This is a genomic window from Arthrobacter sp. AFG20 (assembly GCF_002892795.1).
Classification (GTDB): Bacteria; Actinomycetota; Actinomycetes; order Actinomycetales; family Micrococcaceae; genus Arthrobacter.
In genome coordinates this window covers 80,022-92,226 of the sequence record NZ_PJMC01000005.1, presented here as the reverse complement: position 1 = coordinate 92,226, position 12,205 = coordinate 80,022, and the positions used below count along the sequence as shown (strand labels likewise).

10 protein-coding genes are annotated in these 12,205 nt (G+C 67.3%); 5 read left to right on the top strand and 5 right to left on the bottom strand.

Annotated features, from left to right (window positions below):
* Nucleotides 1-29: 29 nt before the first annotated feature.
* The 5 genes from hpf to mtrA all read right to left on the bottom strand — a co-directional run bounded on the left by hpf (nucleotide 30) and on the right by mtrA (nucleotide 6,368).
* Nucleotides 30-755: a ribosome hibernation-promoting factor, HPF/YfiA family gene (hpf, locus tag CXZ05_RS07450; RefSeq protein WP_102971985.1), complete on the bottom strand. Its 726-nt coding sequence runs from the start codon at nucleotides 753-755 to the stop codon at nucleotides 30-32.
* A 143-nt stretch (nucleotides 756-898) separates the two neighbouring features.
* On the bottom strand, nucleotides 899-1,852 hold the full coding sequence (locus CXZ05_RS07445) for a ComF family protein (protein ID WP_258006484.1): 954 nt from the start codon (nucleotides 1,850-1,852) through the stop codon (nucleotides 899-901).
* A gap of 79 nt (nucleotides 1,853-1,931) precedes the next feature.
* Entirely contained in the window at nucleotides 1,932-3,641 is a 1,710-nt protein-coding gene (locus CXZ05_RS07440; protein WP_102972190.1) for an LpqB family beta-propeller domain-containing protein, read from the bottom strand.
* Nucleotides 3,642-3,646: 5 nt separating this feature from the next.
* The gene (mtrB, locus tag CXZ05_RS07435) at nucleotides 3,647-5,536 is read right to left on the bottom strand and encodes an MtrAB system histidine kinase MtrB (RefSeq protein ID WP_258006501.1); all 1,890 of its coding nucleotides are present in this window, start codon (nucleotides 5,534-5,536) and stop codon (nucleotides 3,647-3,649) included.
* Nucleotides 5,537-5,693: 157 nt separating this feature from the next.
* Nucleotides 5,694-6,368 (bottom strand): MtrAB system response regulator MtrA, encoded by a 675-nt coding sequence (gene mtrA, locus CXZ05_RS07430; RefSeq protein ID WP_102971983.1) that lies wholly within the window; start codon nucleotides 6,366-6,368, stop codon nucleotides 5,694-5,696.
* Nucleotides 6,369-6,562: 194 nt separating this feature from the next.
* Between mtrA and CXZ05_RS07425 the strand changes: the two genes are divergently transcribed.
* The 5 genes from CXZ05_RS07425 to CXZ05_RS07405 all read left to right on the top strand — a co-directional run bounded on the left by CXZ05_RS07425 (nucleotide 6,563) and on the right by CXZ05_RS07405 (nucleotide 12,188).
* Nucleotides 6,563-7,930, top strand: coding sequence for a proline-rich domain-containing protein (locus CXZ05_RS07425; protein ID WP_180987315.1), 1,368 nt, complete (start codon nucleotides 6,563-6,565; stop codon nucleotides 7,928-7,930).
* Nucleotides 7,927-8,634, top strand: a complete 708-nt coding sequence (locus CXZ05_RS07420) for a DUF4129 domain-containing protein (protein WP_102972189.1) — start codon at nucleotides 7,927-7,929, stop codon at nucleotides 8,632-8,634. Before CXZ05_RS07425 ends, CXZ05_RS07420 begins: the two co-directional genes overlap by 4 nt.
* Nucleotides 8,631-9,839: a DUF4350 domain-containing protein gene (locus CXZ05_RS07415; protein ID WP_102971982.1), complete on the top strand. Its 1,209-nt coding sequence runs from the start codon at nucleotides 8,631-8,633 to the stop codon at nucleotides 9,837-9,839. Before CXZ05_RS07420 ends, CXZ05_RS07415 begins: the two co-directional genes overlap by 4 nt.
* Nucleotides 9,840-9,910: 71 nt before the next feature.
* Nucleotides 9,911-10,891: a MoxR family ATPase gene (locus CXZ05_RS07410; protein WP_102972188.1), complete on the top strand. Its 981-nt coding sequence runs from the start codon at nucleotides 9,911-9,913 to the stop codon at nucleotides 10,889-10,891.
* A 4-nt stretch (nucleotides 10,892-10,895) separates the two neighbouring features.
* The gene (locus CXZ05_RS07405; protein ID WP_102971981.1) at nucleotides 10,896-12,188 is read left to right on the top strand and encodes a DUF58 domain-containing protein; all 1,293 of its coding nucleotides are present in this window, start codon (nucleotides 10,896-10,898) and stop codon (nucleotides 12,186-12,188) included.
* Nucleotides 12,189-12,205 lie beyond the last annotated feature (17 nt).

Below are 12,205 nucleotides of genomic sequence, written 5' to 3'. Positions count from 1 at the left end.
GTCAGCCCTTTCGTTGCCTGGGCACCATCTTAGGCAGTTGCGGCCGCATCATCCGAGCGGTACGCAAGGATTTTCTCCTCATGCGTGTTCTCGCCGGGTTCGCAGTAGTGGTCCAGGGTGATAACCCCGTATGTCCAGCCGCGGCGCCGGTACACAACCGATGGCGCGTTCGTGGCCTTGTCCACGAAAAGGTAAAAGTCGTGACCGATAAGTTCCATGTTGTCCACGGCGTCGTCAAGGGTGAGGGACGCGGCCGGGAACACTTTGCGCCGGATCAGTACCGGCGAGTCGCCGGCGGGGATGTCGTTGTCGACGTCGTACGGCGATTTCTCAGCCGGTTCCGGAGCAGCCTGGGTGTTGTTGCTCGCTTCGACGTAGATCGGCTGGTTGGAGCTCGCGGGCTCCAGTGTTGCGGTTGCCTCGCGTACAGCCTTGGGCGTGTGCCGCCCGTGATGGACCTTCTTGCGGTCCTTGGCCCTGCGCAGCCGCTCAAGCAGCTTGTTGTAGGCGAGGTCGAACGCGGCGAACTTATCTGCGGCGCTTGCTTCGGCACGGATCACGGGGCCGCGGCCCAGGACTGTCACTTCAACCGTGAGCTGGTCACCGGTCTGCCGCGCATTCGTTTCCTTTGAAACCTTCGCGTCGACCCTCTGGACCTTGTCCCCAAGCGATTCGATCTTCGAGATCTTCTCGCCGGCGTATTCGCGGAATCGGTCCGAGACCGTCAGATTTCGTCCGCTGATCATGAACTCCATGGTGCCCTCCAAATGACTTCGGTGACACGACGGCGGCACTTCCCGGGGACGATCTGATTGACAGTCGAGCCCCTTTCCGAGCCGCTATCGAAAGGTACAACTGATCTTGGTACCCATATCCGACGTTAGTTCATAGCAACAAGTTATTCATCCTTTCGCAGTTTATTTTTTTCTATGTCCCAGCTACGGCCCAGATGGTCCCCAGAATGCCGAGACTGCGCCGGGCCAGCCGCCGCATCGGGTGCGCGGGTGGCTGCCAGGACCACGGCGCCGCGCACAATTCCGCCGGCGTCGTGGATGGCCCGGGCAGCCTCCGCCAGAGTGGCGCCGGTAGTCAGGACGTCGTCGACAATGATGCACGGCCTCCCCCGCAGAGAGCGTCCGCGCGCGCCCCGCACGGTGCGCATGGAGCCGCGGACCTTTCGGGACCTGTCTCCCCTGCCGAGTCCCTTCTGCCCTCCGGACAGACGGTTTCCGGTCAAGCCAATGCCGGTTCCCGGGCTCCTGACTTTGCGCAGCGCATCAGTGCATTCCGGGCGGCGTCCGTCAAAGCTCCGCCCGACGCCGCCTAGCAGCAGATGGACGGGACTGAACCCGCGTTTCCGGTAGGCGCCGCCGCTGCTTGGGACCGGAACGAGGACCATGGCGTCCGTTCCCGCATAGGCTGCCGCGAGAGCGCTGGCCAGTACCTTCGACAGCACGGTCCGCAGCTGGCCCTGCCCGTGGCGCTTGAACGCCAGGATCGACTGTGAGAGCTCCTCGCGGTAGATGCCCGCCGCCACGACAGGAAGGATGACCGAGCCGTCGGTGTCCATGAGCGCGGGCGCCCCGGTTTCTGCCCGGAAGGGATGCCGGGTGAGCATCCGGAGCCTGCGCTCGCAGCCGGCACACAGTGCCAGGTCCTCCTTGCCGCAACAGACGCATTCCACGGGCAGCGCCAGAGCCATGATGTCGGCCGCAGCCCCGGCCAGCAGGTCCCAGGCCTGCAGGAGGCGCTGCCGGTGCTCCGCCCGGTGGCGGGCGTGCCACAGTGGCTGGGCCAGCAGGTCGGGATCCGTCGAAGTCCTCTGGCCGTCCCGCGTCCTATTGCTCCCCACGGTTCAAGGGTGCGGCAACGGCGCCAGCCCGCACAAGAGCAAGAGGCCCTCATGTGGAAAACGCCCTATGCAGGAAGGGTCAGCCGGGGAAGGACGGATCCGTGGGTCCCCTCAGCTGCGCCGACCACCCGTTGCCGAGCCGCTGGAAGATGCCGTCCCTGGACTGGGCGTAGATTTCCTCGGGGCCGTTGCCTGCGCTGAGGGCAACCAGCCCCGGCCAGGGGGCTAGCTTCTGCGGCTGGGAGGAGGTGAGCGAGAGAAGTTCCGGGGTCACGTTGGACGTCGACGCGCCCTTCATCACCACCACCGTGGTGTCATTGACCCATACGCCCTGGTCGGGATTTCCGCTGGACTGCAGCGTGATGGGCGCCGTCAGTTCCTTCGGCGTGCCATCGGCACTGCGGATGATCCCCGTCACCTGCACGCGTGTCTCCCCGTTCTGCTCGGAGATGACCAGCGCCCGGACCCCTTCCCTGGACACCCGGAGATCCTTCACGTTGCGGCCGGCCAGCCAGGAGGGGGTCAGCGTGACGGTCGGCACCGGTGCGCCCTGGGCCACGCCGGTGGGACGGAAGGCCGTGATTTCGGTGACGCCCTGGGCTCCGGGACCGGCGGTCCACAGCCAGTCGTGCAGGCTGAACGACGGGTGCGTCAGCGTGCTGCGGGTGGTCAGGGCGCGCGCGGGCTGGCCCGGCACCATCGAGTACAGGGTGCCGCCGCTGCCGTTCAAAAACGCCACTGTCTGCGAGACGGGCGATTCGGCGGGCGAACGCGGTTTCAGTCCGGCCACCGGCTGCATGTCGGGCAGCGGCGACACCCTGTTGTTCTCGTACCGCACCAGCTCGTTATTGCTGATGGCGATCTGGCGCGCGGGGGCATTTCTGTTCTGGACCGGCGGAAGGACTGAGCCGTTATCCTCCACGCGCACCAGGTCCTGGTTCGCCCGCAGCTCCACGTTAATGACGTCCGGCTGGCTGCGGAACGTCAGGGCCAGCTGCGTCTGCATCCTCAGCCTGTCCTCGGTGGAGGCCTCGGTCAGTTCCTTGGCAGACAGGTCAACCTGCGCTGCGCCTGAAACTACGGGGACTGATTCCCTGGCAAGTTTCATTCCGGAGGGGAACGCACTGACCACGGCGCCCTTCAAATACGGGGCGGGTCCGCCGAGCAGGGCGCTCGTCATGGCCTTCACCGTTTTCTTCTTGATGAACCAGCGCACATCCGGAACGGCGTACGTGAAACTGGGGTCGTAGAAGTAGATGGGATAGGCGCCGTAGATGACCTTAAAGGTCTCCTCGGGAATGGCGGTGCCGTCCGGGATCTTGGAGATGCGCCATTCACCGTCAACCTGCACCAGCGTCACGGGGATGTTTTCCTTGGTTCCGTCCGGCATCGGGGTGGCCACGCCGTCGGAATCCACTGAGTACGCGACGTCCAGTTCGTAGTTATAGACGCCCTCGACGCCGGTTTTCACCACGCGCTCGGAGCGGAACACCAGTGTCCGCTGGTCCGGCTTCCAGGCAACGGAGGAAGCCTGGGTCAGGTACTGCCGCGCCACGGCGTAGTCGTCCTCATACCCGCTGCCTGCCAGGTAGAAGTCCTCAATGACCGCTTCGGGACTGGACCCGGTGCGGGGCGCGACGGGAAAGAATACGGGAGCATTGGGATTTCCTGCGCTTTCGTCCGTGCTCTTACCAACAGGCCCGGACCGCGGAATCTGGGCGCACGATGCCAGGAACAGCAGAATGATGGCCATCAGCCCTGCGGCAAGCCCACGGGTCACCGGGCGCACCCGGCTCACGAACGCTCCCCTGTGCGCGCTGTCTCCGGTGTGCCCGCCGGGGCGGCCGCAGTGGGTTCGGCATTCTTGGCCGGCGAAGCGCCGGCTGCGGACTCCCCCGCCTCAGGGTCGGCGTTACCTGCGGCAGCGGCGTCCTTCGGGGCAGAGTTCTTGGGCGCAGATCCCTCCAGCGCAGGGGTGGCGCCCGGACCCAGCACAAGGACACTGTGGTCGCCGGGCCTGCCGAAACCCACGTCTGCCGGTTCAAGGGGCAGCGGCGACTTTGTGATGGTGCCGCCCTGCTTAAGCGGGAGCGTGAGCCTGAAGTTGGAGCCGACCCCGGTGTTCCCCCAGGCCTGCAGCCAGCCGTTGTGCAGTTTGGTGTCCTCCATGGCGATGGACAGGCCCAGCCCGCTGCCGCCGGTGGTGCGGGCCCGGGCAGGATCGGCGCGCCAGAAGCGGTCGAAGACGCGGGCCGCCTCGGCGGGACTCATGCCGATTCCGTGATCCCTGACAGTGACGGCTACAGCGTCCGCATTGGAGGCGACGGAGATGTTGACGGCCCGGCCTTCGCCGTGTTCGAGGGCGTTCAGGATCAGGTTCCGCAGAATGCGGTCAATGCGCCGGGAGTCCATTTCCACCACAACGCTGCCTTCCGGCGCATTCAGCTGCATCTTCGAGCCGTACTCTTCGGCGACGGGGGCCGCGCCCTCCATCACGTGCGAGATGAGCTGGACGATGTCCGTCGCCTCGGCGTCGAGCATGGCCACGCCGGCGTCGAACCTGGAAATTTCCAGCAGGTCCGCCAGCAGCGACTGGAATCTCTCCACCTGGTTGTAGAGCAGTTCGGCGGACCTCTTATTGATGGGGTCGAAGTCGTTGCGTGCGTCGTACAGCACCTCAGCGGCCATACGGACGGTGGTCAGCGGGGTGCGGAGCTCGTGGGACACGTCGGAAACGAACCGCTGCTGCATCTGGGACAGTGTGGCCAGCTGCGTGATCTGCTCCTGCAGGCTCGCGGCCATATGGTTGAACGAGGCCCCGAGGCGTGCCACCTCGTCCTCCCCCTTGACCACCATGCGTTCCTGCAGCTGGCCTGCCGCCAGCTTTTCCGAGACTACGGCGGCGTGGCTGACGGGACTCACCACGTTGCGCGTGACGTACCAGGCGATGCCGCCGATCATGAGGATCAGCGCAGCGCCGCCGGCCCAGAGGACATTCTGGATTTCGTTCAGGGTCTGCTGTGCCGTGTTGAGGTCGTAGATCAGGTAAAGCTCGTAAACCGTGCCGTTGAACGTCACCTTGTTGCCGACGGCGATGCCCGGGCGGTCTTCGGTCCCCACCGGGAACTCCGTGGACGCCCAGAACTGCTCCTTGCCGGAGTCCTGGACTGCTGCCCGGAGGTCCGGGGGGATGACGCTGATGGTCAATTGGTCGGATGCGCGCGACTCCACCCACCGGTTGCGGGGCTTGGTCTGCTCCGGCATCGCCTCAAACACGTAGCGGCGCTGGATCACCGAGCCCTTGCCCTCAACCGCGTTGAGGGTGTCGTAGACGAGCGTGATCACGCTGGACTGATCGGTGACCTGGGCGCCGTCGAACGTGTCCTGCACCTGCTTGACGTTGTAGCGGGTCTCGGACTCCGCCTGCGTCAGCCGTTCGTGGAACAGGTTGTTGGCAATCTGGTTGGACAGGTAAGCGCCGACGATCGCGAACGAACTGATGGAGAGCAGCAGCGTGGTCAGGACGGTGCGGAACTGCAGCGACCTGCGCCACCGCCGCTGCAGGGAATGCAGCAGATACCGGATGCCGGGAAAGATGCGGTCGACGCCGGTGCGTACCAGGCGGCCGACCCGCAGCACGACGATGAGTGCGCGGCGCCGCCAGATGCGGGCCCGCAAAGGCAATCCTGCGAGCCCGGCGCCGAAGGCGTCGGTGTGCTCGGGGACCGGATGGGGACCGGGTTTGCGAGCGGCGTCCCGAGCGTTCTCTGCCGCGGGCGAGTTGCCGCGGGGGCCGGATCCGGATCCCACGGGCGCCTCAGGGGGATTCTGGCCCTGGGATTCAGGACCCTGCTTTGTAGCCGACACCACGAACCGTCATTACAACTTCCGGAGCTTCCGGATCCCGTTCAATCTTGGACCGCAGTCGCTGGACATGGACATTGACCAGCCGGGTGTCAGCCGCGTGCCGGTAGCCCCAGACCTGCTCAAGAAGCAGCTCACGGGTGAATACCTGCCAGGGCTTACGCGCCAGGGCAACCAGGAGATCGAATTCGAGCGGGGTCAGTGAAATCCGCTCGTCGCCACGGCTCACCAGGTGGCCGGCGACGTCGATGGTGATGTCCGCGATGCGCAACGTTTCGGGCGCCTTCTGGTCACCGGGGCGCAGGCGCGCCCGCACCCGGGCAACAAGCTCCGCCGGCTTGAAGGGCTTGGGCACGTAATCGTCGGCACCCGACTCCAGTCCCCTGACCACATCGGAGGTGTCCGACTTGGCCGTCAGCATGACGATCGGCACGTCAGATTCGGAGCGGATCTGACGGCATACCTCGATGCCGTCCGTTCCCGGCAGCATCAGGTCGAGGAGCACGAGATCCGGCTTTGACGAGCGAAAGATGTCCAGAGCCTGTCCGCCGTCCGCGCAGAAGACGGGCTCAAAGCCGTCGTTGCGCAGGACAATGCCGATCATTTCTGCGAGCGCCTCGTCATCATCAACCACCAGAATGCGTGCCTTCATAGTTATATATTCCCTTATTGCCGTTGCTTTGTCCTATTGATGGAGTTTTCGGCGGGGCGCATGCCGGGGTGCCGGACACGGCAGCTGGCGGTCCGGTGCGGCCCGAACCGGCCGGAAGCTAGGATGCCCGACGGCGGAACTATAGTCTGGAGGTGCCCGGCCGTTGGCCTGTGCGCACCTTGGGGAGGAACAGGTTGTCAGAGCAGGATCCGCAGCACCCGCCGTCCGGACACTGGCCGCCTGAACAGCCATGGGGTGCACCCCCTCAATGGGGCAGCCAGCAGCCCGCGCCCTACCAGCCGGGACCGTACCAGCCCGGTGCCGGCCAGCCCTACGGGCCGCCGCACCAGTGGAGCGCAAACCCGTATCCCGCACCGCCGCCGAACCGGGCAGGACTGAACCCGGCCGTTCCCTTTCCCGTGTACGCTGCCCCGCCGAAGCCCGGCGTGGTGCCGCTGCGGCCGCTGATGTTCGGCGAAATCCTGGACGGGGCCTTCAAGACGATCCGGCGGAATCCCAAAGCAATGCTCGGAGCAGGCCTCGTTGCCCAGGCGTTGGGGGCAGTGATTGCCGGCGTCGTCCCGCTGGTCACCCCGGCATCCGGTGCTTCCGCGGAGGCCTGGCTGGCGAACCTCAGCACTTCTGAGGCGACCTCCCTCTTTGCCGGCGTGGCCGGCGGCTTCATGCTTTTCGGCCTTGTAACCGTGTTTATCTCCGTGGTGATGCAGGGGGCCATGGTGGTCCCCGTGGCCAGGTCTATCCTCAACCGGCAAACCGGCTTCCGGCAGATGTGGCTGCTGGCACGCGGCCGGGCATGGGCGCTGGTCCGCCTGGCCGGGATCGGGGTGGCAGCCGTGCTGCTGGGCGGGGCCCTCATCGCCTTGGCCACCGTGCTGCTGGCCAATTCGATGGGTACCGGGTCGCTGGTCATCGTGCTTCCGCTGTTTCTGGCCTTTATCGCAGCCATAATCTGGGTGTCCGTCAAGCTGACGGTCGCACCTGCGGTCATCGTCGTCGAGGACGTGGGAGCGCTGGATGGCATCCGGCGTTCCTGGGCCGTCACCCGGAGAAGCTGGTGGCGGGTCTTCGGCATAGTCCTCGTGGTGTCGCTGCTCGTCGGCATCATTGGCCAGATCGTCCTCATCCCGCTCACCCTGCTCACCGGACTGCTCACCACCGTGGCCGGCCCCCAGGACCCGGCCAGCCAGACGGCCGCCCTGCAGGTGGTGGTCGGTGTCGCTACGGCGATCGTGTCCGCCGCCGTCGGCGCCGTGGCGTTCGCCTTCCAGACGTCGGTCATGGCTTTGCTCTACATGGACTTGCGGATGCGCAACGACGGACTGGATATCGCGCTCCTCCGGCTACTGGAAACGGGCCATGACGACGGTGGCATTCCAGGCCGGGGCGTGCCCGTCTACAGCCAGGGCCGGAACGGCGCAGGCCTCCACCACCCCTGGCCTTACCAACAGGGCCCTTACCAACCCGGCCCCCATCAGGCCGGTCCTTACGGCAATTCAGCCGGTTGGCCGCCGCCCCCGGGGCCGCCGACGATGCCGGGATGAGCACCGTCGGCTTCGTCCCGGTCCTGCAGCACGCCACGGCACTGCTGAAGGGGACGTTGGAACCGCCGGTGCAGCCTGACCGGGAAGAAGCGCGCCGCTGGGCCGTGGAGGAGCTCTCCGAACGCGAGTACAGGGAGGCGGCACCCGGCTGGCTGGAAACCCTGTGGCAGCAGTTCCTCGACTGGCTGCAGTCCGTGACCGATGGCCAGTCCCCTGCCGAAGGACCTTCGGTGGCGCCCTTCATCGGCCTTGGCATCGCCATTCTGACGGCTGTGGCCATCATCCTGGCGCGGCCACGGCCGAATGCCCGCCGCCGTGCTCCGAACGAGATCTTCGATGCTGAAGCAGCCGCCACGGCAGCCGACTACCGGGAGCGCGCAAAAGCCGCAGCCGCCCGTGGCGACTGGGCGGCCGCCGTCGTCGAACAGTTCCGCGCGCTGGTGAGTTCGGCCGAGGACCGGGCTGTCCTGGACCCCCAGCCTGGCCGGACAGCCGACGAGGCTGCCGCACAGCTCAGCCGGGCGTTCCCTGCGGCCAGCGACAGACTCGAGGCCGCTGCCCGCATGTTCGACGCCGTCCGCTACGGCAGCGGGAATGCCCTGGCAGCCGACCATGCCGCGGTGGCTGAGCTGGACCTGACCTTGGAAAGACTCACACCTTCCTACGCAGAGGCCACGCCCGGCGGACTGGCGGTGCCCAGGTGACGCATCTCCCCCGCACGGAACCCGGTGTTCCTGTCGCGGCCCTGCGCAGGAGAACCGGCTGGATCCGCAGGCACCGGGCTGGGGTACTGTTCGGCGTTGCCATGGCCGCTGCACTGGCGGTGATCCTCGTACTACAGTCGGCGCAACGGGCTGACAACCAGGAACTGTCCGTCAACAACCCCGGTCCGCAGGGGGCCAGGGCAGCAGCCCAGATCCTTGCTGCGCAAGGCGTCAGTGTTGAACAGACGGCGTCGTTTGAGGAGACTCTCGCAGCGGCGCGTGCGGCCGGCAGCAGCGGGTCCGGCTCCACGGTCCTGGTCTACGACCAGCGCGGGTTCCTTGCGCCCGAACGGCTCCGCCGGCTGCTGTCAGAGACTGACCGGCTGGTGGTGGTCTCGCCGCGCCTGGCCACACTGACCGGCCTGGGCAGCACGATCCGGCAGGCCGGGGTGGTCCCCGGCTCGGAGCAGACCCTCCAGCCGGCATGCACCGTTGCCGATGCCCAGGCCGCCGGTGACATCAGCGCGGACCGAGGCTTCCTCTACACCGGCTCCACCGTCTGCTACGGCGCCGGCGGCAGCGGGCGGGGCCTCTACGCGACGGCCGAGAACGGCAAGCTCGTAGTCATCGGTAGCACGGCCGTGATCAGCAACCAGTTCCTGGCCGCCAACGGCAACGCCGCCCTCACTCTGCGGACCCTTGGCAGCCAGGGAGACCTCGTCTGGTACCTGCCGGGCCCCGGGGACCTCGGGGGCGGCCCCGCACCAAAGACCCTGGCCGAACTTGCACCGGCGTGGTCGGCGTTCCTGGCCCCGTGGCTCATTGTGGTGGCCCTGTTTGCCGTGCTGTGGCGCGGACGCCGCCTGGGCCCGTTGGTCTTCGAACCCCTGCCGGTGGTGGTGAAGTCCGCGGAAACGGCCGAGGGCAGGGCACGCCTGTACCACGAAGCCCACGACGTTGCCCGTGCGGCGGACACCCTCCGGGCCGGCACTATCGTCCGGCTTGCCTCGGCCCTACGGGTGGGCGCCGCAGCGGGATTTTCTGACGTGACCGGCTCCGAAGTGGCCGCCGCCGCAGCCCGGCATTTGGACCGGAACGCCGGCGAAATCCAGCTATTCCTGCAACACCGGCCCGCGAGCGAGGCCCAGCTTGTCCGCTGGGCCCAGGACCTTGTCCAACTAGAGAAAGAGGTACAGGCCAGATGAGCCAGCAGCCAAACGGCCACCCGCACGGGACCTTCGGCAACGGCACCTACGGCGAGGCGCCGGTGGGCACCATGGCCGCTCCGCACGCGCCGGATCGTGCCCCGGATCCTGTCCGGCAAGCGCTGCTTGACGTCCGGCATGAGGTGGCCAAAGCAGTGGTGGGTCAGGATTCCACGGTCACCGGCATGCTGATCGCCCTGCTGTCGCGCGGTCATGTGCTGCTCGAAGGCGTGCCGGGCGTGGCCAAGACGCTGCTGGTCCGCGCCCTGTCCGCTGCCCTGAGCCTGGACACCAAACGCGTGCAGTTCACCCCTGACCTCATGCCCGGGGACGTCACGGGGTCGTTGGTGTATGACGCCGCCAATTCGGAATTCAGCTTTCGTGAAGGCCCCGTCTTCACCAACATGCTCCTGGCGGACGAAATCAACAGGACGCCGCCCAAGACCCAGGCCTCCCTGCTGGAAGCCATGGAGGAACGCCAGGTGTCCGTGGACGGCGTGTCGCGCCGGCTGCCGGTGCCGTTCATCGTGGCGGCCACGCAAAACCCCGTGGAGTACGAGGGCACGTACCCGCTGCCCGAGGCCCAGCTGGACCGCTTCCTCCTCAAGCTGACCATGCCCCTGCCGGACCGTGCCGCTGAAATCGAGGTGGTCCGCAGGCACGCCGCCGGCTTCGATCCCCGCGACCTCGCCGCGGCCGGCATCCGCCCGGTGGCGGGCGCCGACGAACTTGAACGGGCGCGGCGGGCAGTGGCCGCCGTCGAAGTGTCGCCCGAGGTGCTGGGCTACATCGTGGATGTGGTCCGGGCCACGCGCGCCGCCCCGTCCTTCCAGCTTGGCGTCTCGCCGCGCGGTGCAACCGCGCTGCTGAACACCTCGCGGGCCTGGGCCTGGCTGTCCGGCCGGAACTTTGTCACCCCGGATGATGTCAAGGCACTGGCCCAGCCGTGCATGCGGCACCGTGTGGCGCTCCGGCCCGAAGCCCTGATGGACGGCGTACAGGTGGACGACGTGCTGGGCAGCATCCTGGCCTCCGTACCGGTCCCCCGCTGATCCCGTGGCGATTTCCGGACGGCTGGTACTACTGGCGGCGGCCGGGCTGGCGCCGGTGTTGCTCTTTCCCGGCTGGCTGACCGTGCTCGCCGTGCTTCTGGTCCTTGGCGCCCTGATCCTGCTGGACGTGCTGCTGGCTGCGGCACTGCAGCAGGTCTCGGTGGAAAGGTCGGCGCCCGCCAACGTTACGCTTGGCGGCACGGCGGACTCTGTGTTGACGGTGCATAACAGTGGCAAGCGCAGGCTTAGAGCCGTGGTGCGTGACGCCTGGCAGCCTTCCGCCGGAGCGGAAAACCCGGTCCAGGCGGCAGAGGTACCGGCCGGTGAAAGGCGCCGGTTGAGTGTCAGGCTCAGGCCCGTCCGGCGGGGTGACCTCAGGGCGCCGCACATCACGGTCCGCTCCTTCGGGCCGCTCCGGCTGGCCGCCCGCCAGAAAACGGTGCTCGCTGCCGGATCGCTGCGGGTGCTGCCGCCTTTCAATTCCCGGCGGCACCTGCCGTCAAAACTGCGCCGGCTGCGGGAGCTCGACGGCAAGGCGGCAGTGCAGATCCGCGGCGCCGGAACAGAGTTCGACTCCCTGCGCGACTATGTCCGCGGCGATGATGTCCGTTCCATTGACTGGCGCGCGACAGCGAGACGGTCCGCCGTCGTCGTGCGCACCTGGCGGCCGGAGCGCGACCGCCGCGTGGTGATCATGCTGGACACATCCCGGACCGCCGCTGCGCGCGTGAACGACGAACCCCGGCTGGACACCGGCATCGAGGCCGCACTGCTGCTGGGCGTCTTGGCCGAACGCGGCGGTGACCGCGTCGATTTCTTTGCCTTCGACCGCAGGATGCGTGCCCGGGCCGGCACAACGGCGGGCGGCAACCTGCTGGGTCAGCTGGTGCAGGCTGTGGCGCCGCTGCAGGCAGAACTCATCGAGCTGGACTGGGCACAAGTGCCTGCCCAGATCCGTGCGGTTTCGGCGCACCGTTCCCTCGTGGTGCTGCTGACCTCGCTGGATAGCGGTGCCCCGGAGGAGGGGCTCATTCCAATGGTGGCGCGCCTCGTCCAGCAGCATGTGGTGGTGGTGGCGTCGGTCCGTGACCCCCTGCTTGGCGAGATGCTCCAGGACAGGACGACGGCGGCCCGGGTGTTCCGTGCGGCGGCCGCGGAACGCGCCCTCCTCGAGCGGGAGGCCGTGGGCGTCCAGCTCCGCCAGCTCGGTGTCGAAGTGGTGGACGCGGAACCGCACCAGCTGCCGCCGGCGTTGGCCGATGCCTACATACGGCTCAAGGCGGCGGGACGGCTGTGAGTTCCCGCCGGAAGACC